Raw genomic sequence first — 23,320 nt, forward strand, 5'->3', positions numbered from 1 at the left:
GATGGACCGCGCAAACTGGGATGTGCCGCTTGAGGATTTCCGCGTTCATGAAACGGTGCGGGTGCGCTTCAACGAGATCGACGGGCAGAATATCGTCTTTAACGCGCATTATCTGGCTTACGCCGATATCGGCGTGACCGAATATTTTCGCGCGCTGGGTGAGGGGCAGCCCGGCGCCTATTTTCACCAATATGGTACAGATATTCGCGAAACCCACTGCGAAATTGACTATCATGCCCCCGCACGGCTCGATGAACTGATCACCATCGCGGCACGAATCAGCCGTTTCGAGCGCAGCAGCTTCACGCTGCACTGCGGGATTTTCCGGGGTGCGGAGCGGCTGACCGATATCGAGATCAGCTATGCCCATCTCGATCTCGACAGCGGCGGGGCGACCGCGCTGCCCGGAAGCTTTATTGCCGAAGTACGGCGATTCGAAAAAACACTGCCAATTCAGGCATAAACTGCCCGTTTTCCATGGCGACAGCGGGACGCCCATGCCGTCTGCCGAACGCGAAAAAAAAGGGCCGCCCCGAAGGGCGGCCCGTAAAAGTTTTGGGAGAGGATGCCTAAAAGGCAAGTGTCTTATTGCAGCGCACCATAAATTGTGCAACTGCGAAATAAACATCTGTAGTTGCAAAATTTGCAATCGTTCGGCGAACCGCTATCATCCGCTGCAATCTTCTGCCCCTCGCAAAATGACGCGACATCGCCTAAATTGGCGCGATGAAGATGATGAGCAAAGTCGATGTCACTGGCGGACTGTCCGATTTCTGGGACTATATCCGCCAACCGCGCCCGCATCGCTGGGCGGTCTGGGGCGTTGCGGTGGCGTTGCCGATCTTCATTTTCTACGGCTTTTCCAAATATCTGATCCCGCATGAAGAACCCAAGCGGCAAATCATCTATTTCGAAAACTGGACGCAGAATCGCAGCGCCGAGGAGATTCGCGCCGACTGGATTGCGCGTGCGAAGGCGACGACGCTCCACAATGCCGAGAAGCGCGCCGAATATCAGCGGCTGGCCGACATGATGGGGGTCGAATATGATTCGGCCGAGGCCGACAGGGTGACGCGTGAAACGCTGGGCGAAGAAGCGGCTGCCGCGGCGAAGAAAAAGCCCGAACCGCCGAAGCGTTCGACGATCGCCGAACGCGCCGCGCGCGGGCCGCAAGCCGCGCCGGCGACCAACCGCTAAATCCCGATGCAACGCCCGCCCGCCGACGCCGACTGGATGGCTATCGCCATCGCGCTGTCGGAGCGCGGGCGCCCCGCGTCGGCGCCCAATCCCAATGTCGGTTGCGTGATCGTTGCAGAAGGGCGCGTCGTCGGTCGCGGCTGGACCCAGCCCGGCGGCCGTCCGCACGCGGAGGCGATGGCCCTCGCCGCCGCGGGCGACGCCGCACGCGGGGCGACGGCCTATGTCAGTCTGGAGCCCTGCGCCCACACTAGCCCCCGGGGTCCTTCCTGTACCCATGAACTCATCAAGGCGGGTATCGCCCGCGTCGTGGTCGCGCTTCGCGACCCGGACCCGCGAACCGATGGCACGGGCATCGCGATGCTCACGGTCGCGGGAATCGAAATCGTCGAGGGTGTGCTGGCCGCCGAAGCGCGCGCCGCGATGGCGCCCTGGTGGTCGCGTGTCACGCGCGGTCGCCCCCATGTCACGCTGAAGCTCGCGACCTCGCTCGACGGCTGCATCGCGCTCGCCGACGGGACGAGCCGCTGGATCACCGGCGACCGCGCGCGCGCGCACGGCCATCTGGAGCGCGCGCGGCATCAGGCGATTCTGGTCGGGCGCGGGACGCTCGACGCAGACACGCCGAGGCTCGACGTGCGCTTGCCGGGACTGGAACAGCGCAACCCGCAGCGGTTGCTTCTCACGCGTGGAGAGGCACCGTCCGGCTGGACTGCGATCGGATCCCCCGAATCGCTCGATTCCTTGGCCGGGGTCGATTCGGTGTTGGTCGAGGGCGGCGCCGGCGCGGCGTCGGCATTCCTCGCCGCCGATCGCGTCGACCGCCTGCTCATCTACCGCGCACCGATCCTGATCGGCGGCGGCCGGCCTGCGCTCGGCGACCTCGGCTTGACCGATCTTGCCAGCGCCCACAGCCGCTGGCGCCGCACCGACAGCCGCCCGCTTGGCAGCGACCGGCTCGACGTCTACGAGCGGGTCAGAGAAGGATAAGCACTCCCTATGTTCACCGGCATCATCACCGACATCGGCACCATCCGCAGCCGCGAGGATCGCGGCGATACGCGGCTGATCATCGGCACCGTTTACGATACGGACAGGATCGATCTGGGTGCGTCGATCGCCTGTTCGGGGGCGTGCCTGACCGTCGTCGACAAGGGCGCCGACGATAGCGGCCACTGGTTCGCGATCGATGCCAGCGCCGAGACTTTGGCCTGCACCGCGCCGGGAATGTGGGATGCTGGCCGCCGCCTCAACCTCGAACGCGCGCTCAAGGTCGGCGACGAACTTGGCGGACATATCGTGACCGGTCATGTCGATGCGGTGGGTCAGATCGTGTCGGTCGTGCCGGTTGGCGATAGCGTCACCGTCACCATCGCCGCGCCCGCAACGCTAGCGGCGCATATCGCACCCAAGGGATCGATTACGGTCGACGGCATATCGCTGACGGTCAACGAAGTGACCGACCAGCCAAATGGCGAGGCGCATTTCACCCTCAACATCATTCCGCATACGCAGGCGATGACGACCCTCGACGAAGCTGCGGCCGGGCGCCCGGTGAATCTCGAGATCGATATCCTCGCGCGCTACCTCGCGCGCATGCAGGCGCGGGGATAATCGGCCTTCGAGGCGGGTTGCCGGATTGTCTCACGCAAAGGCGCGAAGGCGCAAAGAGGGAGGTCTGCGGGGCTGGCCTTTCGACAATCTCACACAAAGACACAAAGATGGCAGCTTTCACCAACGCGGCAGCGTGAGAACCCCGCGAAGCGCATTTTCATGGTCGCCTGCGGCGAGGGACGACGGCCGCGCAATGGCGCACCCTCTTTGTGTCTTTGTGTGAAATTTTTCTTCTTTGCGCCTTCGCGCCTTCGCGTGAGACCATTTTCCAACACCGACACCAGCGTCAGCCCTCGACCCAACCTGCCGCCAGCTCGGGATCGGCCGCCAGCATCGATCGCCGCATCGCGACCCTGCCGATGCGCAGCAACTCCGCCTTGCGCCGCGCGGGGGCAAGGTCGCAGCTCGCGGCTTCGCGCACCACCGCCGCGCCGTAACGGTCGGCGATGATCAGGCCCGATGTCTCGGGACGATAGTCGGGGGTTTCTAGGATTGCGGGGTCGAGCCCCGATGCCAGTGCCCAGTAAAAATGGTCGCACCAGTCGCAATAGTCCGGCCATTTGCCGTCGCCGTGCAGGTCGGCGCGGCTGACCTTGATTTCGACGATGGTGATCCGGCCCTTGGCGTCGATTGCGGACAGGTCGGTGCGCCGCCCGTTGGGCAGCGGGACTTCGGGGATCGCGACCAGCCCCTGCTGGGCGAACAACCGGCACACGCCGCGCGCGACATCCGCTGCGGTCATGATACCGGTCGTCATGGCCTCAGGCTAAGCTCAGAACGGAACGTCGTCGTCGAGATCGTCGTCGAAGGGCGGACGGCCGCCGCCGCTCGCGCCGCCACCAAAGCCGCCGCCGCCGCCGCTGCTGGCCCCGCCGCCAAAGCCGCCGCCTGAACCGCCGCCGCCCTGGTTCCAGCCGCCGCCCGAGCTGCCGCCCGACGAACCGCCGCTCCAGTCGTCGCCGCCGCCGCCGCGCGAACCGCCGCCGCCACCGGGCGCGCCGTCGAGCATGGTCAGCGTGCCGCCCATGCCCGCGATCACAATCTCGGTCGTGTAACGGTCGTTACCGTCGCGATCCTGCCATTTGCGGGTGCGAAGCGAGCCCTCGATATAGACTTTGCTGCCCTTTTTCAGGAAGCGTTCGACGACCCCGACCAGCCCTTCGCCGTTGATCACGACCTGATGCCATTCGGTGCGCTCCTTGCGCTCGCCGGTCATCCGGTCTTTCCATTGTTCGGACGTCGCGATGCGGAGATTCGCGATCTTGCCGCCGTTCTGGAACGACTTGATTTCGGGATCGGCGCCGAGATTGCCGATCAAAATTACCTTGTTGACGCTGCCAGCCATCGCCGCTCCGCTCCGCTATTGAGATGGGGGATCAGCCAAGGCCGAAGGCGACGGCTGTCCAGTAAGTGATACCCGCAGCGGCATAGGCCAGCAGGAACAAATAGCCAACCATGAACATCGGCCATTTCCACCCATTGGTCTCCCGCTTGGTGATCGCGATCGTCGAAATGCACTGCGGCGCAAAGACGAACCAGGCGAGGAAAGCGAGCGCGGTGGCAAGGCTCCATTTGCCCTGCAGGCGTTCGCCCAGCGACTGCGCCATTGCTTCTTCATCGTCGCCCGCATCGATCGCATTGGCGGTCGCCATCGCCGACACGGCGACTTCGCGTGCCGCCATCGCGGGGATCAGCGCGAGCGCGATGTCGTGGTTGAAGCCGATCGGCTTGACGACGACTTCCAGCCCCGTCGCGATGCGTCCGGCGATGCTGTATTCAACCTGGCTTTCGCCCTCGGGTGCCTGCGGGAAGGTGAGCAGCAGCCACAGGACGACGGTGGTCATCGCGATGATCGTTCCGGCGCGGCGCAGGAAGATCCATGCGCGCTGCCACAGGCCGATCGCGATGTCGCGCAATCGCGGCATCTGGTATCGCGGCATTTCCATCATGAAGCCCGCCGCGGCGCCCTTCGCCACGGTGCGGCGCAGGACATAGGCGACGACGAGCGCGCCGACGATCCCGGAGAGATAAAGGCCAAAGAGCACCAGCCCCTGCAACCCGACCGGGGTCCCGCCGACGGTCGTATTGGGAATGAAGGCGGCGATGATCAGCGCATAGACCGGAAGCCGCGCCGAACAGGTCATCAGCGGCGCGATCAGGATCGTCGTCAGCCGGTCCTTCTCGTCGGGAATTGCGCGCGTCGCCATGATGCCCGGAACCGCGCAGGCAAAGCTCGACAGCAAGGGGATGAAACCGCGTCCCGACAATCCGACCTTGCCCATCAACCCGTCCATCAGAAATGCGGCGCGGGTCATATAGCCTGACGCCTCGAGCAGCAGAATGAAGAGGAAGAGGATCAAGATCTGGGGCAGAAAGACGACGACCGCGCCGACCCCCGCGAGCAGGCCTTCGACGACCAGCCCGCGCAGGAAATTGTCGGGGAAGGTCGCGACCACCCATTGCTGGACCACACCGATTCCGCCTTCGAGGAATTCCGCGGGGGCTTCGGCGGCGGCATAGACCGCCTGGAACATCACGAACATCAGCGCGAGCAGGATGACGAGGCCCGCGACCGGGTGGAGGACGATATTGTCGACGCGCTGGGTCCAGCGGCGGATCGGCGTTTCGTCGAGGATCGCCGCGCGGGCAATCGCGCGTGCGCGATCGTGCAGCGACGCGTCATTGGCTTCGGCAGGAGCGGAGACTTCGCGCGCGGGATGCGACAGGATCGCGCTATCGACCGCGGCCAGCAACTCGGTCAGGCCGCGCTTGCGCACCGCGACGGTGGGCACGACGGGGACGCCCAGCTCTTTCGACAGGCGCGCGGCGTCGAGCGTCAGCCCGTCGCGCTCGGCGAGGTCGACCATGTTGAGCGCGATGACCGTCGGCAGGTTCAGCGCGAGCAGCTCGAGCGCGAAGCAGAGATGATTGTCGAGGTTCGCGGCGTCGAGCACCACGACCAGCGCATCGGGGCGCTTCTCGCCCTCGCGCTGGCCAAGGATGACGTCGCGCGTCACCGCCTCGTCGAGGCTCGACGGGGTCAGGCTGTATGTGCCGGGCAGGTCGATCAGCGCGATCGGGCGGCCGTCGGCAAAGCTCGCATGCCCCGCCTTCCGCTCGACGGTGACGCCGGGATAATTGGCGATCTTCTGCCGCGCGCCGGTCAGCGCATTGAACAGGCTCGACTTGCCGGCATTGGGATTGCCGACGAGCGCGATCGAGGGGATGGCGCCGGTCATGCTGCCGGCTCCACGGTGATGGCGGCGGCCTGCCGCGCGCGGATGATCACTTTCATGCGTCCGATGGTCAGCGCGAGGGGATCGCGCGAAAAAATGCTGCCGCGATGGAGCGGGGTGATTTCGCACCCTTCGAACAGCCCGAATTCGCGCAGGCGCCGTCCTTCGTCATGCGACATGGCGTCCCAATCAATGCGGGCGATCCGCACCGCGACGCCCAGCGGCGCCCTATCAAGCAAAGCAGTCATTGCGAGCGATTATCAATTACGGCAGGCGAGCGCCACCCCCGCTTCGTATTTTATGATTACCGCCCGGGGTAGCGCAGCCGCCCGACGAAGCGCGCAAGGCTGGGGCGTTCGATGCTGCGCGCGGCGCGGCGGTGCTTCCAGCTTTCAAAACGCATTACCGCGTCGATCCGGCGCGCGAGGAAGGCGCGGGTATCGGTAAAATTCTCGCTCTCGTCGTTCAGGAATACCGCCATCGTTGAGGCGTAGACGGTACCGAGGATCACACGTTTGCTGTAATGATTATAATCGGTTGCGGTGTCACCGGCGAGCCGCCACATCAGGTCTGCGGCGCGCCAGCCGAGCTTTGCGGCGTGCGGCGCATTGGTCGGCAGCGCGAGCAGGGCGAGCGCGCGGCGCAGCGATTCGCGATGATCCGCGAGCAGGTCGATCCGCGTTTCGACGAGGGTCAGGATACGCTGACGAATCTTGAGTTCGGCGAGTTTCTCCGCAGGCCAGCGTTCGGCCATCGCGGCGTCGATGTCGGCGAACCAGGCATCGACCATGTCGCGGCCGCCGCCGGGAAAGGCGAGCCGCGCGACATCGGCGTCGATTCGCAGCCGTCCGGCCGCGTCGTCCAGCGCCGCGGCGCCAAAGCCGTCGAAGGCGGCGCCCGCCGCGATCAGCGGCGCGAGCGCGGCGCGGATTTCGTCGAGGGTCGGGTCGGCGGGAAGGATCGAGGCCATGCGCTTCAGATAGGCTGTGTGCGGCGGCTCGGCAACCTAATCAACACCAGCGCGGCGCCGACCATCATCCCGCCGAAAATGTCGATCGGGCCGAGCAGTTCGCCGAACGCCCACCAGCCCGCCAATGCCGCGACCGCGGGCTGGATGAGCAGGGTCAATCCGACGATCAGCGGCGAAAAGCGCGGCAGCGCCCAGATGAGCAGCCCTTGCCCGATGATCTGGCTGGACAGGGCGAGGAGAATGATCGGGGTCCAGTCGTGCGGCATCACCGCCTCGCCAAGGATGAGCGCGGTTCCGAGCAACGGCGGCACGCAGGCGGCCGACGAAAGGCTGAGCGCGGTCCATGGTCCCAGCGTGCCGCGCACGCGCTGCATCAACAGAACATAGCCGGTGTAGAGGATCCCCGCGAGCAGGCTGAGCATATCGCCGGCGAGATAGGCGGGCGACAATTCATAGCTTTGGCCCATCAGGATGGCCGATCCCGCGAAAGCCAGAATGATGGCGACGGCCTGCCAGCCGCGCGGCCACTGGCGCATCTGGACGATGCCCCACACGACGAGCAGCAGGCTGGTGCAATTGCCGAACAAGGTCGCGTTGGCGACCTTGGTCTGGAGGATGCCGAGGTGCCAGGCCATCAGATCGAGCGCGAAGAAAATGCCCGCCCCGACCGCGATGAGGATGCTGCCGCGCGGTGGTGCACGCCCGCCGCTTTCGCGCCAGGCGAAAAAGGCCAGCACCGGCAGTGCGAGCGCCATGCGCCAGAATGCCGACGCAATCGGTCCGGTATCGGCCAGCCGCACGAAAACCGCGCCCACCGCCAGCGCGATGTTGCCGCCGAGCAAAGCGGCAAAAGCCCAGCGGCTTGCAGCGAACGACGGTGCGCCACCTGCTGCGTCAAAGCCCTGATCCTTGGTCGTCATATAGATTTTCTTTTGCTACCCACTGTTGCCCCGGGGGTGGAGCGTCCATAGCTTCGGGGCACATAGCGGCGACCGGTCGGGACGTCGCGGGGAAAGTCTCCAGTGGAGTTTTTATGACGATATCACTGCTCGATCCGATTTCGCTGGGCGCCATCGAGGCGCCGAGCCGCATCATCATGGCGCCGCTGACGCGTGGCCGTGCCGGGCCGGGGTTCGTCCCCAACGAACTCGCGCGCGACTATTATCGCCAACGTGCCTCGGCGGGGCTGATCATTTCGGAAGCCACCGGCATTTCGCAGGAAGGGCTCGGCTGGCCTTCGGCACCGGGGCTGTGGACCGACGCGCAGGTCGAAGGCTGGAAGCCGGTGACCGAAGCGGTCCACGCAGCTGGCGGGCGTATCGTCGCGCAGCTGTGGCACATGGGGCGCGTCGTTCACTCGGTCTTCAACGATGGCCAGCCACCCGTTTCGGCGTCGGCCACACAGGCGCCGGGCAAGGCGCATACCCCGGTCGGCCGGTTCGAATATGAAGTGGCGCGGCCGCTGCGCCTCGATGAAATCCCGCGCGTGATCGCCGATTATGTCAAGGCCGCCGAAAATGCGAAGCGCGCCGGGTTCGACGGGGTCCAGCTCCACGGTGCCAATGGCTATCTGATCGACCAGTTTCTGCGCGACGGGTCGAACCTGCGCGACGATGATTATGGCGGTCCGGTCGAAAACCGCATCCGCCTGCTGCGCGAAGTCACCGAAGCGCTGATCGGCGTGTGGGGCAAGGATCGCGTGTCGGTTCGCCTGTCGCCCAATGGCGAGACGCAGGGCGTCGACGACAGCGCGCCCGAAAAGCTGTTCCCGGTGGCGGCCGCCGCGCTCGACGCGCTCGGCATCGGCTTCCTCGAATTGCGCGAACCCGGTCCCGACGGCACCTTCGGCAAGACCGACGTACCAAAGCAGTCGCCGGCGATCCGTCAGGCGTTCAAGGGGCCGTTGATCCTCAACAGCGACTATGATGTTGCACAGGCCGAAGCGGCGCTTGCCAGCGGGCTTGCCGACGCAATCGCCTTTGGACGTCCGTTCATCGGCAATCCCGATCTGGTCGAACGGATCAAACATGGGGCGGAGTGGTCGGCCGACAATCCGCAGACCTGGTATTCGCCGGGGCCGGTCGGTTACACCGATTATCCGGCGCTGGTCGAAGCCTGATTTCCGTCATTGCGAGCGTAGCGAAGCAATCTCCAGCCATCGGCGTCGACTATGGTCGGGCGCTGGAGATTGCCGCGTCGCCTTCGGCTCCTCGCAATGACGCAACCATAGCGGTGCCGCCCGGCTAGCCCTTCTCGGCGAGCGCCTTGTCGACGAGGCTTGCGCCGATCGGCGCCAATATCTTGCCGCCGAACTGGAACATCAGGAAGGCGCCGACGAAAAGCAAAATCGGTTCGACAACCAGCGCCACGATTGCGGCGAACAACAGGGCGATGAAGAGCGTCACGAAACCGCTGCTGAGCTTCGCCTGACCTTGCGGCCCCAATTCGATCGTTCGCGGCCCCTTGGCATCCCACCATTTGCCGGTGACGATCGTCTTGCGCGCGCTGCCGGTCTGCGGCGCGGAGCGGGCGGGGCTTCGCGCGGGCGCCGCATCGGACTTCAGGGCCGGCCGGTCGGTCGGCGGCTGGCTCCATGGCTGTTTGCCGGACCGGGCCTTGGGGGTTGTTGGCGCTGCCTTCTGCTGCGCCGGTACAGGTCGCGCGCTTGGTGCCGATTCGGTGCGCGTTGCGGCGGACATGGCGGCGGAGGCGCCCGCCCCCGCGGGCCGGACGGACTCGACGCCCGTTCTGCGATCATGGGCGGCCATGCGTTCGGCCGCAGTCGGCGGCGTCTGGCCGGTCTCTCTGTCGATCACCACCAGCCGTCCGCCGCGCTCGACGACGGAAAACCGGCTGGGGGGTGGGCGATCAACCAATGCCGAATTGTTCCTTCAGGGCCAGCATGGCGATCGCGGCCTTTGCCGCTTCGCCGCCCTTATCCTTGCGCGTCTTGTCGGCGCGCGCAAGCGCCTGTTCTTCATCCTCGACGGTCAGGATGCCGTTGCCGATGGCAAGGCCATCAAGCGTCAGCGCCATGATGCCGCGCGCGCTTTCGTTCGACACGACTTCGAAATGATAGGTTTCGCCGCGGATGACGACACCCAATGCGACATAGGCGTCATAGCGCCCGCTGTCGGCGGCGAGCGAAATGGCGGCAGGAAGCTCGAGCGCGCCGGGAACGGTCACCGTCTCGTGGCTATGCCCCTCGGCCTCCAGCGCGCTGCGCACGCCGTCGAGGATCATGTCGTTGAGGTGCGAATAGAAGCGGGCTTCTGCGATCAATACATGCGCCATTATTCGCTCTCTCCGGGAATGGGACGTTCGCCGACGATCGACAGGCCATAGCCTTCGAGACCGACGATATTGCTGTGGGTGGGGGTGAGCAATTCCATCGCATGGACCCCCAGGTCGGCGAGAATCTGCGCGCCGATGCCATAGGTGCGCAGGTCCATGCCGCCGGTCGGCGCGGGGAGCGCCTCGGCGGCGGCAGAGCCGGGCAGCGGCCGCATCAGCATCACGATGACGCCTGCGCCGGCTTCGCCGACGGCTTCCATCGAACGCTGCAGGCGGCGCTTCTTCGGTCCGGGATGGCCCATGATATCGTCAAAGATCGACACCGGATGCATGCGCACCAGCGTCACGCCTTCGGGATCGACCGCGCCCTTTTGCAGCACCAGATTGACGGTGCCGTCGATCTTGTTGCGATAGGATTTCAGCCGCCATTCGCCGCCATAATCCGATTCGAACGGCTCGTCGGACACGCATTCGACCAGCCGGTCGTTGCGGTGGCGATAGGCGATCAGGTCGGCGATGGTGCCGATCTTCAGGCCGTGGCGCCGTGCGAAGGGGACGAGGTCGTCGAGGCGGGCCATCGTCCCGTCGTCGTTCATGATCTCGCAGATCACGCCCGACGGGTTGAGTCCGGCAAGCCGGCTGATGTCGACCGCCGCCTCGGTGTGGCCGGCGCGGACGAGGACGCCGCCGTCGCGCGCGATCAGCGGAAAAATATGGCCGGGGGTGACGATGTCGTCGCGGGTCTTCCCGCCGTCGATCGCGACCGACACGGTGCGTGCGCGGTCGCCCGCCGAAATGCCGGTGGTGACGCCTTCGCGGGCCTCGATCGACGTGGTGAAGGCGGTTTCGTGCCGCGTGCCATTGTTGCGGCTCATCAATTCGAGCCCCAGTTCCTCGACGCGGTGCCGGGTCAGCGTCAGGCAGACGAGGCCGCGGCCGTGGGTGACCATGAAATTGATCGCGTCGGGGGTCGCCATCTGCGCCGGGATGACCAGATCGCCCTCATTTTCCCGATCCTCGTCATCGACCAGAATGAACATCCGGCCGTTGCGCGCCTCGGCGATAATTTCTTCGGGCGTCGCCATAGGCGACAGGTCGCTGCCATGCGCGAGCCAGTTTTCCAGCTTGCGCAGCGTGTCGGCGGTGGGGTTCCAGCCGGGCGATTCCAGATCGCGCAGGCTATTGGCGTGAAGGCCCGCAGCGCGCGCCAGGCCGGAACGGGACATGGTCCCGTCGTCGACGATGGCGCGGATACGGTCGATGAGCTGTGTGGACATGCAAATGATGTCTCACACTGAAATGTGATTGTCAATCCAGATATCACATTGCGCGATGGGCGCGCCGGTCAATTGGGTCCGAACGTCGGTCCGAACTCGCGCGTCGGCGCCGCATCGGCCTTGGCATCGAGCAGCGCGATCAGCTGTCCGGTGCGGTCGTCGCGCTTGGCATAATCGCGCGCCGACATGCCCGCGATATGATCGGCCTTGTCGGGGTTGGCGCCGGCGCGGACCAGCAGGCGGACCATCGCGACATTTTTCGACTGCACCGCCAGAATCAGCGCGGTTTCGCCGCGCCGGTTGGTCTGATCGACGGGCGGTTTCCGCTCCAGCAATTCCTGGGCCCCATCGGCGAAATTGAGCAGCGCGGCGTGCATCAGCGGCGTGACGCCCTGACGGTCGCCGATCCCCGCGTCGGCGCCCTTGCCGATCAGGAAGCGCACCCAGTTGATGTCGCGGCGCTTGGTGACGATGATCAGCGCGGTTTCGCCATTGTCGGGGTGGCGCGTGTTGACCAGCGCCGCATCCTCCTTCAGCGCGTCGGTCGCCTTGGTCCCGTCACGGCTCTCGACCGCTTGCAAAAAGGCATAGCCGCCGCGGAACTGAGCCTGCGCAGGGACGGCGCTTCCCACACCGGCCGCCATCGCGACGGCGAGAAGGAGGGAGGCGAGACGAATTTCAGCGCGTCGGAACATAGTCGAGCGATCCTGGAGCATGCACGCCGCGATCCGCGACGACAAAGGTTGATTTTCGGCGGCCAGCCGACCAAGGCTGGGCGCATGATGAATATTGCAATTATGGGGCAAAAGCTCGCTCGTTCAAGCCTGCTGCTGATTCTTGGTGCCGCGCTCGCCGGTTGCAACGGACCTTCGGCGACCCAGACCGATGCCCGCCCGCCGCTGGAAGGCGCGCGGATCGGCGGTCCGTTCACGCTCGTCGACCAGAATGGCAAGACCGTCAGCGATGCGGATTTCGCGGGCCAGTATCGCCTCGTCTATTTCGGCTACAGCTTTTGCCCCGACATTTGTCCGGTGGATTTGCAAAAGCTGATGCGCGGCCTTTCGCAGTTCGAAAAGGAAGACGCGGCGCGCGGGGCGAAGATTGCGCCGCTGTTTATCACCGTCGATCCGGCGCGCGACACGCCCGCGGCGCTCAAGCCCTTCGTCGCGCGCTATCACCCGCGCCTCCTCGGCCTGACTGGCACCCCTGAACAGATTGCGGCGGCGGCGAAGGCCTATGTCGTCACCTATCACAAGGTCGAGGGGGCGGCGCCCGATCGCTATCTGATGGCACATAGCCAGCTCGCCTTTTTGATGGGCCCCGACGGCAAGCCGCTCGCGCTGCTGCCGCTCGACGATCCGTCGACCGAAAAGGACGAGGGCGCGCCCGCGGCGGTCGCCGCCGAGTTGGCGAAGTGGGTGAAATGACGCCCGGCCGGGCGAGCGGGCGCCCCTTTTGGGAAGCGCCGCTCGCCAGCCTCGATGCCGGCGAGTGGGAAGCCTTGTGCGACGGCTGCGGCAAATGCTGCCTGCACAAGATTGAGGATGAGGACACGGGCCGCATCTATCCGACCAATGTCGCCTGCCGCCTGCTCGACCTCAAAACAGCGCGCTGTGGCGACTATAAGCATCGCCGCCGTCATGTCCCCGATTGCCTGACGCTGACCAAGGCCAAGGTTTACGACATCGAATGGCTGCCGCAAAGCTGCGCCTATCGCCTGCGCGCCGAGAATCGGCCGCTTCCCGAATGGCATTATCTGGTGTGCGGCGATCGCGACGCGGTGCATCGCGCCGGCGAGTCGATCGTCGGCTGGACGGTCAGCGAGGATATGGCGGGCCCGCTCGAGAATCATCTTGTCGAACGCATCGTCTGACTTCGCGCCCGACGGCCCGCACATCCGGGTTGGCGATGAACCGTGGCCGGTCCGGCTCGTCCATCACGCCCAATCGCGCCGCTATCGGCTGGTCTTCGATTCAGCGCGCGGGGAGCTTCGGCTGACCTTGCCGCGCCGTGCCAATGCCGCACGCGCGCTCAAATGGGCGGCCGAACAGCAGGAATGGCTGGCCGAACAGGTCGGCAAGGCGATGGCGCCGGTGATCGTCGGCCCCGGCGCCGCAGTGCCGCTGTTCGGGATCGACCGCCATATCGACTGGGCTCCGTCGGCGCCGCGCACCGTGCGGCTGAGCGACGATCGCCTGTCGCTTGGTGGGCCCGCCGAAACCATCGGACGGCGGATCGAACGCTGGCTGAAGGCGCAGGCGCTCGAGCTGATGGAGCGCGAGAGCCGCGAGATTGCGGGCGCGGCGGGGCTCGCGGTCGGGCGTGTCGGGATCGGCGATCCGCGCAGCCGCTGGGGAAGTTGCACCGCGACCGGCGATTTGCGCTACAGCTGGCGGCTGGTGATGGCGCCCGACCATGTCCGCCGCGCGACCGTCGCGCACGAAGTCGCGCATCTGCGGCACATGGACCATGGCCCCGATTTTCACGCGCTCGTCGATGAATTGCACGACGGCGATGTCGCTGCAGCGCGCGGCTGGCTGCGCCGCGAAGGGCGCGGCCTCCACCGCTATCGCTTCGCGGCCTGAACCTTAGTTATTGTCGCCCTGCGGCGTCCTTTGGGACGGCGCCTTTACAACTGGCGGTGCAGCCCTCGGCGGCGCGCCGTTCTTGGGCGCCGCGCCATTATTCTCACCGGATGAGCGGCGTCCGGTCTGTTCCTCGATCCATTGCTGGTTCAGCACCGGGCCGTCGTCGGGCGTTTCGGACGGCGGCGGGGCCTCGGGGTCGCTGTTCGGAACCGGCGCGGTCGCGGGCAGCTCGATCGGCATGCCATTTTCATCGACCAGCGCGCCATCCTCGGGCGCCCCGAAATAGGCGTCGCCTTCTTCCTCCAGCTGCCACTCCGGCAATTTCACTTCGGTATCGAACGCCTCGACCGGGCGGCGAGCCACCGCGACCCGCATATAATCGGCAAAGGCTTTCGCCGGCGCGCGGCCGCCCTGCAGCCCGCCGACGGGTTTCGCATCGTCGCGGCCCATCCACACGCCGGTGGTGATGCCGCTCGAAAAGCCGAGGAACCAGCCGTCCTTGTTGCTCGACGTCGTGCCGGTCTTGCCCGCGACGGGGCGACCGATCTGCGCTGCCCTGCCGGTGCCGGTGGCGACGGCGGTCTGGAGCAGGTCGGTAATCCCCGCGGCGACCCAATTGTCGACGAGCACCTGTCCGTTTGTCGCGGGACGCTGATAGAGCAGGCCGCCGTCGGCGGTCGTCACCTTGGTGATGCCATAGGGCTGCACCGACACGCCCTTGCGCGACACGGCGGCAAAGGCGGCGGTCATGTCGATCACGCGCGTTTCGGCGCTGCCCAGCACCATCGACGGCTGGGTGTTGATCGGGGTCGTGATGCCAAACCGGCGCGCCATATTGGCGACCGAGGAAAAGCCGACCTCGTCGCCCAGCTTTGCCGCGACCGTGTTGACCGAATAGGCGAAGGCGGTCCGCAGGCTCATCGGGCCCGAAAAACGTCCCGACGAGTTGCGGGGCGACCAGCCGTTGATCGTCACCGGCTCGTCGACCACCTGATCGTCGACCTTATACCCCGACTCGAGCGCGGCCATATAGACGAACAATTTCCACGCCGATCCGGGCTGGCGCAGCGCCTGCGTCGCGCGGTTGTAGTTGGAGGTGACATAGTCGGTGCCGCCGACCATCGCGCGCACCGCGCCGTCGCGGTCGAGCGAGACGAGCGCGCCCTGCACGCCCTTCGGCGTATTGGCCTGGATCGACGCGGTCGCCGCACGCTGCATGCCAAGGTCGATCGTCGTATAGACGTCAAGCGCTTCGGCGCCCTCGTCGATCAGCATGTCGAGCTGGGGCAGCGCCCAGTCGGTGAAATAACGTGCGCTATTCTGTCCGGTTTCCTTGGCGAGCTGAACATTGGCGGGCTCGGCGCTGTCGGCCTGCGCGCGCGTGATCACTCCGGCGTCGACCATGACGTCCAGCACGACCCCGGCGCGGCCGAGTGCGGCTTGCGCGTCGGCGGTGGGCGAGTAGCGCGAGGGCGCCTTGACCAGCCCGGCGACCACGGCGGCTTCGGACAGCGACATCTGGGTCGCGCTATGACCGAAGAAGCTGTTCGACGCGGCGTCGATGCCATAGCTGCCGCCGCCGAAATAAACCTTGTTCAGATAAAGCTCGAGCAGCTCGTCCTTAGAGAATTTCCATTCGAGCGCCATCGCCAGCACCATTTCGCGCAGCTTGCGGGTGAAGGTGTAGCTGTTCGACAGGAAGATGTTGCGCGCGAGCTGCTGGGTGATCGTCGATGCGCCCTGCATGCGGCGCCCGCTGCCGTAATTTTTGGCGGCGACGGCCGCGGCGCGAACCATCCCGACGGGGTCGACCCCCGGATGATAGCGAAAGCGCCGGTCCTCGACCGCGACCATCGCATCCTGCATCACCTGCGGCGTTTCGCTCAGGCCCAGCCAGCGGCCGTAATTGGGGCCAAGCGACAGGAACACCGTGCCGTCGGCGGCGCGCAGGCGGATCGTCTGTCCGGCGGGCGATTTCTTGAGCTCTTCGAAACTCGGCATGCGCTGGACGGCGATGCCGACCGCAATACCCAGCGCGATCAGGCCGACGACCGCAAAGCCGATGCCCCAGCGGACGAGCCGGCGGAGCCAGACGCGCCAGCGCGGGGGCGTGGGCGAACCCGACGATCCCCGTCCTTTACCCGATGATGGCGATTTTCCCGACGATGCTTGCTGTCGTTCGCGGCGCAAAGCCCGTATTCCTTACCTAAAGGGACTGGCCCCGATTGCGCCCCTGATGCGTCAACCCCGCGAAAACTGTGGTTCAGTCTTCGCCCGTCTTCGCCTCTTCCGGTGCGCGTCCCTCGAAGTCAAGCGCTGCGCTGTTGATGCAATAGCGCAGCCCGGTCGGACCGGGGCCATCGGGGAAGACATGGCCGAGATGACCTTCGCACGATGCACAGCGCACTTCGGTGCGAACCATGCCATGGCTGCTGTCGGTCAGTTCCGTAACCGCCGCGTCGGCGGCGGGTGCGGTGTAGCTTGGCCAGCCCGACCCGCTGTCATATTTGGTGCGGCTGTCGAACAAAGGGGTGCCGCATCCGGCGCAGCGATACATGCCGTCGCCCTTATGATCGGTATATTTGCCCGTGAAGGCGCGCTCGGTGCCGCCTTCGCGCAGCACATGATGGGCCATCGGGTCGAGGGTGCGGTCGTCGGACATGGGGGCAATCTCCTGTGCCAATCATTCAGGTCACTATATCGGACCGGCGCTGCGATGCTGCAAGTCTGCTGACGGTGCTGGGGGGAAGAGAGGATTCGCGCAGAGGCGCAGAGGACGCAGAGATTCAGGTTCGCGCGGAGGAAGAGGATCGGTTGGCTGTGGATCGGTTGGATGTAGTAGGGACGTGGGCGCCCTTGACGTGAATGATCTTCAGGCGGCTTTGCCGCCATTTTCACTCTTCTCTGCGTGCTCTGCGCCTCTGCGCGAATTCCTTTATCCAATGCGCGTCGCGCCCAGGGCAAACCGGACGATGCGCGGGGCATGGTGCGCCATCGCAACCAGCGCCGCCGCCGAGCGCGGCGTTTCGCCGATGCGCCATATCAGGTTGGCGAGGGCAAAGGGGCGCCGCATCTGTGCCGCGAGCCGGTGCTGAAAAGCGGGCGCCGATGCTGATCCTTCATGACGCCATGCCGCCACTGCGGCTTCGGCGCTGGCGAGTGCCAGCCCCATTCCCTCGCCCGCAAGGCTGGGAATGACGCCCGCCTGATCGCCGAGGCGAAACAGGCCGGGCGCGGTATCGCGCGTGCGCCAGCCATAGGGAACATGGCCGATCGCATCGACATGGTGCGTCCAGTCGGCATGGGCGAGCCGCTCGCCGAGCATCGGATGCGCGTCGCCGAGCGCGCGCAGCAGCGCCGCAGGTTGACCGCCGGCCGCATCGAGCCGCGATTTATGGACGGCAAGGCACAGGTTCGCGCGGCCGCCTTCCTGCCGGACGAGCCCGGCATAGCCGCGGTCGAACAGATGAAGCTCGACCGCGTCGCCGATTAACCGGTCGAGTGCGGCGCTTTGCGGCATCGGCAGGCGCAGGCCCATCACCGGGTCGCGCTGTTGCCATGCCGCCGGTTCGCGAGGAAAACCGCGAAATCCATGCTTTCCCGCCGCGAGGAACAGCGACGGCGCGGACAGCATGGCGCCATCGCGCGTCTGCACCGCGCCGTTTTCGATCGCCGTTGCATGCACACCCCGTTCCAGCCCGGCGCCCGCCGCGACGGCGGCCGCCTGCAACGCGCTGTCGAGCCGATGTCGCGAAACCCCCATGGCGGCGTCGGGAAGCGGCGTTTCGCTGTGCCGCCGGCCGGCGAACAGCCGTACTGATCGCACCACCTGCCCGCCCAGCGTTTCAGGCGCGATCCCCAGCGCCTCCAATCGCGCGAGCGATTGCCAGCTCAGAAATCCGCCGCACAGTGCGTCGCCCGTTTCGCGCGCGCGTTCGAGCAAATGTACCTTCGCCCCGGCGTGCGCGAGGCCGACCGCCGCCGCCGCTCCGGCGGGACCGGCGCCGACGACGATCGCATCGGGTTTCACCGGATGCGCTCGACGCACAGCCGATAAGGAAAGCTGCGAAAGATGCGTGCCGCCCCGGCGCACCCCGGCAGCGCGCCGGTCAGCATCGCCTGCCATTCGGCGCGGCGAAAGCTGCGACCGACCGACAGCTGACCGTCGCGGCGCACGATCGGATCGACCAGCGCCAGCGTCGCAAGCAGGGGATAACCCGCGAAGGGCAGGCGCTGGCGATGAAGATCGTTGACCAGCCAGCCGCGCGCCGCTTCTTGCTCCATAAAACGCAGGAAGCTGCTGCGTTCGGCGGCGCTCATATGATGGGTGACGAGGCTGGAGAGGATGATGTCCCATCCCTGCTCCGCCAGATCCCGATAATCGCCCGTGATCAACCGCGCTCGTCCATTCAGGCGGGCGTCGGCGACGGGCGCACTTTTGGGGTTGAGGTCGATACCGGCGAGGTCGAGCGCCACGCCGCGCCGGTCGCCCCAGCGCGCGATCCGCGCCAGCATGTCGCCGCTGCCGAATCCGACATCCAGAATACGCCACGGCCGGTCGCCGACGCCGCGTGCGCGCACCCGGTCCAGAAAGCCCAGGGTCGGCCGCGCCGCCAGCGTCAACGCATTGATCCGCGACAGGTCGTTTAGCACCTTGGCATAACGTGCGGGGGAAAGCTCGGCGGCGTCCATCTCCTCCTCTGCCGCGATCGGCATGCGAAGGCTGGCGAAGGGGGTCATGTTCTATGGTGCCTCGGGCGCGGTGAAGCGGATCGCTTCGGCGGCAAGGCCGGGACCGAACGCGATCGCGACGCCTTCGCCCTTTGCTCCGCGTGCCATCATGTCGGCGAGTACGAACAGGATCGTCGCCGACGACATATTGCCGAAGTGGGCGAGCACCGCGCGGCTGTCGGCGAGAGCGTCTGCGGGAACCTCCAGCGCATGTTCGACCGCATCGAGTACCGATCGCCCGCCGGCATGGACCGCCAGCAAAGGCGGGGGATCGCCCGCACCGAACAATTGCGCGCGGACCGCCGGGACGCTCAGCGCCTCGCGCAGCCGGCCGGGGACTTCACCCGACAGCTGCATCGCAAAGCCGCTGTCGCCAATATCCCAGCGAATGAGGTCGGCGCTGTCCTCAAGCGCGAGGCTGGCGCCTTCGCCGAGCGCTAATCCATGCGCGTCGGCCGATACGATCGCCGCCGCCGCGCCGTCGCTGAATTGCAGCATCATCAACAGCGGCTCGGCCGCATCGGCCTGTGAAAGGTGCAAGGTCGACAGCTCGACGCTCACCACCAGCACGACCGCGCCCGGCTCCGACCGGACGATATGCCGCGCGGTGCGCAGCGCGGTGACCCCGGCGTAACAGCCCATAAAGCCGATCAGCACGCGTTCCACGGTGGGGGAAAGACCCAGCCGCTTGGCGATGATCTGGTCGATCCCGGGGGCGACGAAGCCGGTGCAGCTCGCCGCGACGATATGGGTGATGCGCGCGGGGTCGCATGCGTCGCCAAGCGCCGCGATCGCCTGCATGGCAAGATCGGGGGCGTGTTCGGCATAGGCCGCCATGCGCGCCGAGGTCGGGGGCAGGGCGGGGTCGCCGTAAAACCCGCCCGGTGCGATAAGCGATCCGCCGCCCGGTGCCGGGGGCAGTACCGACCAGCGATGATCGATCCCCGACCGCGCCGCCATGCGGGCAAAGATCGCGCGCATCCGCTCATCGGCGATGCGCGGCGCGGCCCAGTCGATGAAACTTTGGTGGATGTCGTGCCCGGGCACCGCGGAGGCGAGGGCGTTGAGCCAGGCAGCGGGCGGCTTCATGGTCATGCGACACCTTGGCGCAAAAGCGGGGGGCAGGCCAGCCGATAAGCGCCCCGCGGGCTTTACACCGGATTAACCGCGAAGATGCGGGGGAAGGTGCGTGAAACCGTGCCTGCGGCACGGGCGTCAATGTCCGCTTCGGGGTGGGGAGCTGCCATTCCCCTCTCCCGTCGGGAGAGGGGTACGCAGGCTTGGTTGCGTAGCAACCTAGCCGAAGTTGGGTGAGGGGATCACCGGTAGATTGCGGAAATTGCCGGTTGCCAAACCTCACACACCCTCACCCAACCCTCTCCCAAAGGGAGAGGGCTTTTACGTCAACAACCGGTCGTTAGCGACCAATCCTCGCCGTCCCCCGATATGCCACCGGTGGCAGGCGAAATGCCCGGTCGCTACCTTGTCCCGAACAGCGCAGTCCCGACGCGCACATGCGTCGCGCCCAGCGTCACAGCGGTCTCGAAATCGCTGCTCATCCCCATCGAGCGCAGCGGCAGGCCGTGCCGCTCGGCGAGTTCGTCGAGCAAGGCGAAATAGGGTGCGGGTTCGATATCGGCGGGGGGGATCGCCATCAGGCCCGCGATGGTCAGCCCCGCCTCCTCCGCTTCGGTCAGCAGCGCGGGCAGGTCGGCGACCGCACAGCCGCCCTTTTGTTCCTCATCGCCGATATTCACCTGAACGAACAGTTGCGGCTGCTTGCCCGTCTTTTCACAGGCGCGGGCGAGTGCCTGCACCAGCGACGAGCGATCGACCGAGTGGATCGCGTCGAACAGTTCGACCGCCTCTTCGGCTTTGTTCGATTGCAGCTGGCCGATCAGGTGCAGCACGATGTCGGGGGCCCCGGCGCGCAGCGCGGGCCATTTGCCCTGCGCCTCCTGAACGCGATTCTCGCCAAAGTGGCGCTGACCGGCGGCGATCAGCGGGCGGATCGCGTCGGCATCGTGGGTTTTCGACACCGCGATCAGGCAGATGTCGCCCGGGCGCCGCTGTGCGCGCTTCGCTGCGTCGGCAATCGCCGCCTGCACCTGTGCCAGACTGTCTGCTGCGTCGCTCATCATCGGTTCCTGTCGTTGCGCCTGTTCGCAGCGCGCCTATAGAAAGGGCGATGCCGCGACGCCACCCCCTGTCCCATACCATCCCGTCCCCCACCATCTCGTTCCCGCACATCTGGTTGTTCAGCGACGAGCGGTCGGCGGTCGATGTCGCCGCGCTTGCGGCAAAGCTGCCGCCGGGCAGCGGCATCGTGGTGCGCCACGACAGCCTTCCGCCCGCTGTGCGCTGGCGCCTTGTGCGGCGGCTGGTCCGCATCGCGCGGGCACGGCGGCTGGTGCTGCTGCTCGCCGACACCCCCGCGCTGGCGCGCCGCTGGGGTGCCGATGGCGTCCATCTGCGCCAACGTCACGCCGGCAAGGCGGCACAGGCGCACAAGCTGGGCCTGAGGCTCACGATGCCGGTGCACGACCGGACCGAAGCGCAGCGCGCCCGCCGCGCCGGCGCGCACGCGGCTTTCATCTCGCCGCTTCATCCGACGCGCTCGCATCCCGGCGCGCCCGGGCTCGGCCGCGCCGCATGGCTGCGTCTGGCCCGATTGGCGGACGCGCAAGCCATCGCTCTCGGCGGCATGTCCCCTGCGCGCGCGCGCGCGTTGCACAAGGCCGCGATGGCAAGCGGGATCACCCCCGGCTGGGCAGCAATCGATGCGTGGGTAGAAAAGGCGACGAAGCGCCGGGCGCGGGCTGTGTCGAGATTTGGCTCAGGGTGAGCCGAAAATGGTGATTTTTCGAGATCCGGAGCGCAGCATATTGTTATATGTGAGCACCGGAAGATCGGTAAATTGCCATTTGCAGGCCGCCCTGAGCCAAATGGCGATACAGCCTAGAAGCGGAACGCGGTTCCGACATAGACCGCCTGGCTGTCGCGGCGCGCATCGGTCAGCGGCTCGACGCGCTCGTCGCTCCGGTAACGGACGCCCGCGGTGACATCGATATTCTTCGTCACGCGATAGCTGCTGACGACATCGACGACCTGATCTTCGCCCGGTGCGGTGACGCGATCGGTCGCGCCGCTCGGCTCGCTGGGCCGCGCGATCATGCGCGTTGCGAAGCGCGACTTTCTTTCTTCCTGTTCGGGCGCCTTCGCGACCGGCAGGTTGCGCAGGTCGACGCCGCGCGGCAGCGACGGCGTCACGAATTTCTCGAACCCGACCGAGGCGCCCAGATTATAGGCGACGGGGGTGATTGCGACCGGTGCCTTGCGGCCCATCGCCATCGCGGCGGTGCGCGACGCGCTCGATGCATCGTCGCGGGCGCGAATCACGACAGTGATCGCCCGGTTCTTGCGGCTTCCGTCGGTCATCGCGGGGGTAAAGCTGAACCCGCTGCGCGCATTGGCCGACATTTTTGCATAGCGTGCGATCAGGCGCGGATCGCCCGATGCCGGGGTGAACTGGCCGAGCAGCGTTTCGGACAGGGCGGTGTCGCGGATGCGGTCGGTGCGGCTCATCGCGGCGAGCGCAGGCGGCAAGGCAAGCGAAATCGCCGCCAAAGCGACGATGCTGCCTTTCCAAAAATGTCGCGATTTGCGCGCCATATGCTCTGCGACTCCAACCCCTAGAGACTCGTCAAATAGGCCCACTGCCGCAAAATTACCAGCGATTCGGGACCAATTAATCTTACCATATTCGCTTTTCATCGAAACTTGTTGCGCGATGACAACAGTCGGGCGTCCGTCTGAGCCGGGCATGAACGGCGGCAAAGCGGAAATTGCCGCGCTTGCGGGGCGGCGACAAGGGCGATAGAGACGCTGAAAATTATCAGCAGTGCGGCCCGGTTCCATGCTCGGCGCGCCCAAAATAAGGTGTTTCGGCATGTCCAAGCTTAACCTTCTTGCCACGCTCGGTCGCCGTCCGGCCGCGCTCGCGCTGCTCGGCGTTGCGGCGCTCGGCCTTTCGGCGTGCGGTGGCAAGGAACGTCCGCGCGCCGACCTCGCCGCCAGCCAGGTGACGACGATCGGCGTGAACAGCTATTTGTGGCGCGCTTCGCTCGACGCCCTGTCGTTCATGCCGCTGCTTCAGGCCGATTCGTCGGGCGGCGTCATCATCACCGACTGGTATGCCAACCCCGGCAACGCCAATGAACGGATGAAGGTGACGGTATCGATCCTCGATCGCGACCTGCGCGCCGACGCACTGCGCGTTGCCGCCTCGCGCCAGATTGCGCAGGGCGGGACCTGGATCGACGCGCCGGTACAGGCCGCCACGGTGCAGAAGCTGGAGGAAGTCATCCTCACCCGCGCCCGCGATCTGCGCCGCGGTGCCTTCAAGGGCTGATC

27 protein-coding genes are annotated in these 23,320 nt (G+C 66.2%); 10 read left to right on the top strand and 17 right to left on the bottom strand.

The genetic code is table 11. The features are described from left to right. Position 1: 1 nt before the first annotated feature. From ACSYDV_RS13680 to ACSYDV_RS13695, 4 genes are all read left to right on the top strand, one after another. Positions 2-463: an acyl-CoA thioesterase gene (locus ACSYDV_RS13680; RefSeq protein ID WP_438324374.1), complete on the top strand. Its 462-nt coding sequence runs from the start codon at positions 2-4 to the stop codon at positions 461-463. Between the two features lie 272 nt (positions 464-735). Then, entirely contained in the window at positions 736-1,197 is a 462-nt protein-coding gene (locus ACSYDV_RS13685) for a hypothetical protein (protein WP_438324375.1), read from the top strand. Between the two features lie 36 nt (positions 1,198-1,233). Then, positions 1,234-2,187: a bifunctional diaminohydroxyphosphoribosylaminopyrimidine deaminase/5-amino-6-(5-phosphoribosylamino)uracil reductase RibD gene (gene ribD / locus ACSYDV_RS13690; RefSeq protein WP_438324797.1), complete on the top strand. Its 954-nt coding sequence runs from the start codon at positions 1,234-1,236 to the stop codon at positions 2,185-2,187. 9 nt (positions 2,188-2,196) lie between these two features. Next, positions 2,197-2,811, top strand: a complete 615-nt coding sequence (locus ACSYDV_RS13695; protein WP_438324376.1) for a riboflavin synthase — start codon at positions 2,197-2,199, stop codon at positions 2,809-2,811. A 286-nt stretch (positions 2,812-3,097) separates the two neighbouring features. On the opposite strand, the gene ACSYDV_RS13700 is transcribed toward ACSYDV_RS13695, so the two are convergent. From ACSYDV_RS13700 to ACSYDV_RS13725, 6 genes are read right to left on the bottom strand one after another with little or no spacing between them, the layout of a single operon-like run. Beyond that, a complete protein-coding gene (locus ACSYDV_RS13700) occupies positions 3,098-3,568 on the bottom strand; it encodes an MmcB family DNA repair protein (protein ID WP_438324377.1) in 471 nt (156 codons plus the stop codon). Positions 3,569-3,583: 15 nt separating this feature from the next. Next, positions 3,584-4,156 (bottom strand): single-stranded DNA-binding protein, encoded by a 573-nt coding sequence (gene ssb, locus ACSYDV_RS13705; RefSeq protein WP_438324378.1) that lies wholly within the window; start codon positions 4,154-4,156, stop codon positions 3,584-3,586. Positions 4,157-4,187: 31 nt separating this feature from the next. After that, positions 4,188-6,050, bottom strand: coding sequence for a ferrous iron transporter B (feoB, locus tag ACSYDV_RS13710; RefSeq protein ID WP_438324379.1), 1,863 nt, complete (start codon positions 6,048-6,050; stop codon positions 4,188-4,190). Beyond that, a complete protein-coding gene (locus ACSYDV_RS13715; protein ID WP_438324380.1) occupies positions 6,047-6,295 on the bottom strand; it encodes a FeoA family protein in 249 nt (82 codons plus the stop codon). The genes feoB and ACSYDV_RS13715 overlap by 4 nt, the downstream gene beginning before the upstream one ends. Positions 6,296-6,351: 56 nt before the next feature. Then, positions 6,352-7,017, bottom strand: a complete 666-nt coding sequence (locus tag ACSYDV_RS13720) for a COQ9 family protein (RefSeq protein ID WP_438324381.1) — start codon at positions 7,015-7,017, stop codon at positions 6,352-6,354. 5 nt (positions 7,018-7,022) lie between these two features. Then, positions 7,023-7,937, bottom strand: coding sequence for a DMT family transporter (locus ACSYDV_RS13725; RefSeq protein ID WP_438324382.1), 915 nt, complete (start codon positions 7,935-7,937; stop codon positions 7,023-7,025). 113 nt (positions 7,938-8,050) lie between these two features. Between ACSYDV_RS13725 and ACSYDV_RS13730 the strand changes: the two genes are divergently transcribed. Next, positions 8,051-9,136 carry an alkene reductase gene (locus ACSYDV_RS13730; protein ID WP_438324383.1) on the top strand — a complete coding sequence of 362 codons (1,086 nt, stop codon included), beginning with the start codon at positions 8,051-8,053 and terminating at the stop codon, positions 9,134-9,136. A 124-nt stretch (positions 9,137-9,260) separates the two neighbouring features. Here ACSYDV_RS13730 and ACSYDV_RS13735 read toward each other — a convergent pair whose 3' ends face one another. From ACSYDV_RS13735 to ACSYDV_RS13750, 4 genes are all read right to left on the bottom strand, one after another. Beyond that, positions 9,261-9,893: a hypothetical protein gene (locus ACSYDV_RS13735; RefSeq protein ID WP_438324384.1), complete on the bottom strand. Its 633-nt coding sequence runs from the start codon at positions 9,891-9,893 to the stop codon at positions 9,261-9,263. Beyond that, complete coding sequence (gene ribH / locus ACSYDV_RS13740) at positions 9,886-10,311, bottom strand: 6,7-dimethyl-8-ribityllumazine synthase (protein WP_438324385.1); 426 nt, start codon at positions 10,309-10,311, stop codon at positions 9,886-9,888. Before ribH ends, ACSYDV_RS13735 begins: the two co-directional genes overlap by 8 nt. Then, positions 10,311-11,588 (bottom strand): 3,4-dihydroxy-2-butanone-4-phosphate synthase, encoded by a 1,278-nt coding sequence (ribB, locus tag ACSYDV_RS13745; RefSeq protein WP_438324386.1) that lies wholly within the window; start codon positions 11,586-11,588, stop codon positions 10,311-10,313. Before ribB ends, ribH begins: the two co-directional genes overlap by 1 nt. Before the next feature lie 68 nt (positions 11,589-11,656). Next, positions 11,657-12,283 (bottom strand): ankyrin repeat domain-containing protein, encoded by a 627-nt coding sequence (locus tag ACSYDV_RS13750; protein WP_438324387.1) that lies wholly within the window; start codon positions 12,281-12,283, stop codon positions 11,657-11,659. Positions 12,284-12,367: 84 nt separating this feature from the next. Between ACSYDV_RS13750 and ACSYDV_RS13755 the strand changes: the two genes are divergently transcribed. Genes ACSYDV_RS13755 through ACSYDV_RS13765 form a run of 3 tightly spaced genes read left to right on the top strand, consistent with a single transcriptional unit; the run spans position 12,368 to position 14,173 of the window. After that, positions 12,368-13,015 (top strand): SCO family protein, encoded by a 648-nt coding sequence (locus tag ACSYDV_RS13755; protein ID WP_438324388.1) that lies wholly within the window; start codon positions 12,368-12,370, stop codon positions 13,013-13,015. After that, complete coding sequence (locus tag ACSYDV_RS13760; protein ID WP_438324389.1) at positions 13,012-13,461, top strand: YcgN family cysteine cluster protein; 450 nt, start codon at positions 13,012-13,014, stop codon at positions 13,459-13,461. Before ACSYDV_RS13755 ends, ACSYDV_RS13760 begins: the two co-directional genes overlap by 4 nt. Next, positions 13,442-14,173 carry a M48 family metallopeptidase gene (locus tag ACSYDV_RS13765; protein WP_438324390.1) on the top strand — a complete coding sequence of 244 codons (732 nt, stop codon included), beginning with the start codon at positions 13,442-13,444 and terminating at the stop codon, positions 14,171-14,173. Before ACSYDV_RS13760 ends, ACSYDV_RS13765 begins: the two co-directional genes overlap by 20 nt. Before the next feature lie 3 nt (positions 14,174-14,176). On the opposite strand, the gene ACSYDV_RS13770 is transcribed toward ACSYDV_RS13765, so the two are convergent. From ACSYDV_RS13770 to ACSYDV_RS13795, 6 genes are all read right to left on the bottom strand, one after another. Then, positions 14,177-16,366: a transglycosylase domain-containing protein gene (locus ACSYDV_RS13770; RefSeq protein ID WP_438324391.1), complete on the bottom strand. Its 2,190-nt coding sequence runs from the start codon at positions 16,364-16,366 to the stop codon at positions 14,177-14,179. Between the two features lie 73 nt (positions 16,367-16,439). Beyond that, entirely contained in the window at positions 16,440-16,838 is a 399-nt protein-coding gene (gene msrB, locus ACSYDV_RS13775; protein WP_438324392.1) for a peptide-methionine (R)-S-oxide reductase MsrB, read from the bottom strand. Positions 16,839-17,111: 273 nt separating this feature from the next. Beyond that, positions 17,112-18,206, bottom strand: a complete 1,095-nt coding sequence (locus tag ACSYDV_RS13780) for an NAD(P)/FAD-dependent oxidoreductase (RefSeq protein ID WP_438324393.1) — start codon at positions 18,204-18,206, stop codon at positions 17,112-17,114. Further along, positions 18,203-18,916 carry a methyltransferase domain-containing protein gene (locus ACSYDV_RS13785; RefSeq protein ID WP_438324394.1) on the bottom strand — a complete coding sequence of 238 codons (714 nt, stop codon included), beginning with the start codon at positions 18,914-18,916 and terminating at the stop codon, positions 18,203-18,205. The genes ACSYDV_RS13780 and ACSYDV_RS13785 overlap by 4 nt, the downstream gene beginning before the upstream one ends. Before the next feature lie 3 nt (positions 18,917-18,919). Beyond that, positions 18,920-19,996 (bottom strand): type III polyketide synthase, encoded by a 1,077-nt coding sequence (locus tag ACSYDV_RS13790; RefSeq protein WP_438324798.1) that lies wholly within the window; start codon positions 19,994-19,996, stop codon positions 18,920-18,922. Positions 19,997-20,385: 389 nt separating this feature from the next. Beyond that, positions 20,386-21,045: a YggS family pyridoxal phosphate-dependent enzyme gene (locus ACSYDV_RS13795; protein ID WP_438324395.1), complete on the bottom strand. Its 660-nt coding sequence runs from the start codon at positions 21,043-21,045 to the stop codon at positions 20,386-20,388. A gap of 50 nt (positions 21,046-21,095) precedes the next feature. Here ACSYDV_RS13795 and ACSYDV_RS13800 point away from each other — a divergent pair, with 50 nt between their 5' ends. Beyond that, complete coding sequence (locus ACSYDV_RS13800; RefSeq protein WP_438324396.1) at positions 21,096-21,752, top strand: thiamine phosphate synthase; 657 nt, start codon at positions 21,096-21,098, stop codon at positions 21,750-21,752. Positions 21,753-21,865: 113 nt separating this feature from the next. Here ACSYDV_RS13800 and ACSYDV_RS13805 read toward each other — a convergent pair whose 3' ends face one another. Further along, the gene (locus ACSYDV_RS13805; protein ID WP_438324397.1) at positions 21,866-22,579 is read right to left on the bottom strand and encodes a hypothetical protein; all 714 of its coding nucleotides are present in this window, start codon (positions 22,577-22,579) and stop codon (positions 21,866-21,868) included. Positions 22,580-22,856: 277 nt separating this feature from the next. On the opposite strand from ACSYDV_RS13805, the gene ACSYDV_RS13810 reads away from it, so the two are divergent. Further along, entirely contained in the window at positions 22,857-23,318 is a 462-nt protein-coding gene (locus ACSYDV_RS13810) for a DUF3576 domain-containing protein (RefSeq protein WP_438324398.1), read from the top strand. Positions 23,319-23,320 lie beyond the last annotated feature (2 nt).

The organism is Sphingopyxis selenitireducens (assembly GCF_051550705.1).
Classification (GTDB): domain Bacteria; phylum Pseudomonadota; class Alphaproteobacteria; order Sphingomonadales; family Sphingomonadaceae; genus Sphingopyxis.

Excerpts from the sequence above, each read along its gene's own strand:
- ACSYDV_RS13725 (WP_438324382.1), bottom strand. The coding sequence starts at position 7,937 with ATGACGACCAAGGATCAGGGCTTTGACGCAGCAGGTGGCGCACCGTCG.
- ACSYDV_RS13805 (WP_438324397.1), bottom strand. The coding sequence starts at position 22,579 with ATGGCGCGCAAATCGCGACATTTTTGGAAAGGCAGCATCGTCGCTTTG.
- msrB (WP_438324392.1), bottom strand. The coding sequence starts at position 16,838 with ATGTCCGACGACCGCACCCTCGACCCGATGGCCCATCATGTGCTGCGC.
- ssb (WP_438324378.1), bottom strand. The coding sequence starts at position 4,156 with ATGGCTGGCAGCGTCAACAAGGTAATTTTGATCGGCAATCTCGGCGCC.
- ACSYDV_RS13695 (WP_438324376.1), top strand. The coding sequence starts at position 2,197 with ATGTTCACCGGCATCATCACCGACATCGGCACCATCCGCAGCCGCGAG.
- ribD (WP_438324797.1), top strand. The coding sequence starts at position 1,234 with ATGGCTATCGCCATCGCGCTGTCGGAGCGCGGGCGCCCCGCGTCGGCG.
- ACSYDV_RS13755 (WP_438324388.1), top strand. The coding sequence starts at position 12,368 with ATGATGAATATTGCAATTATGGGGCAAAAGCTCGCTCGTTCAAGCCTG.
- ACSYDV_RS13730 (WP_438324383.1), top strand. The coding sequence starts at position 8,051 with ATGACGATATCACTGCTCGATCCGATTTCGCTGGGCGCCATCGAGGCG.
- ACSYDV_RS13680 (WP_438324374.1), top strand. The coding sequence starts at position 2 with ATGGACCGCGCAAACTGGGATGTGCCGCTTGAGGATTTCCGCGTTCAT.
- ACSYDV_RS13810 (WP_438324398.1), top strand. The coding sequence starts at position 22,857 with ATGTCCAAGCTTAACCTTCTTGCCACGCTCGGTCGCCGTCCGGCCGCG.
- ACSYDV_RS13700 (WP_438324377.1), bottom strand. The coding sequence starts at position 3,568 with ATGACGACCGGTATCATGACCGCAGCGGATGTCGCGCGCGGCGTGTGC.
- ACSYDV_RS13720 (WP_438324381.1), bottom strand. The coding sequence starts at position 7,017 with ATGGCCTCGATCCTTCCCGCCGACCCGACCCTCGACGAAATCCGCGCC.
- feoB (WP_438324379.1), bottom strand. The coding sequence starts at position 6,050 with ATGACCGGCGCCATCCCCTCGATCGCGCTCGTCGGCAATCCCAATGCC.
- ACSYDV_RS13790 (WP_438324798.1), bottom strand. The coding sequence starts at position 19,996 with ATGAAGCCGCCCGCTGCCTGGCTCAACGCCCTCGCCTCCGCGGTGCCC.
- ribH (WP_438324385.1), bottom strand. The coding sequence starts at position 10,311 with ATGGCGCATGTATTGATCGCAGAAGCCCGCTTCTATTCGCACCTCAAC.
- ACSYDV_RS13685 (WP_438324375.1), top strand. The coding sequence starts at position 736 with ATGAGCAAAGTCGATGTCACTGGCGGACTGTCCGATTTCTGGGACTAT.
- ACSYDV_RS13715 (WP_438324380.1), bottom strand. The coding sequence starts at position 6,295 with ATGACTGCTTTGCTTGATAGGGCGCCGCTGGGCGTCGCGGTGCGGATC.
- ACSYDV_RS13760 (WP_438324389.1), top strand. The coding sequence starts at position 13,012 with ATGACGCCCGGCCGGGCGAGCGGGCGCCCCTTTTGGGAAGCGCCGCTC.
- ribB (WP_438324386.1), bottom strand. The coding sequence starts at position 11,588 with ATGTCCACACAGCTCATCGACCGTATCCGCGCCATCGTCGACGACGGG.
- ACSYDV_RS13795 (WP_438324395.1), bottom strand. The coding sequence starts at position 21,045 with ATGAGCGACGCAGCAGACAGTCTGGCACAGGTGCAGGCGGCGATTGCC.
- ACSYDV_RS13785 (WP_438324394.1), bottom strand. The coding sequence starts at position 18,916 with ATGACCCCCTTCGCCAGCCTTCGCATGCCGATCGCGGCAGAGGAGGAG.
- ACSYDV_RS13800 (WP_438324396.1), top strand. The coding sequence starts at position 21,096 with ATGCCGCGACGCCACCCCCTGTCCCATACCATCCCGTCCCCCACCATC.
- ACSYDV_RS13750 (WP_438324387.1), bottom strand. The coding sequence starts at position 12,283 with ATGTTCCGACGCGCTGAAATTCGTCTCGCCTCCCTCCTTCTCGCCGTC.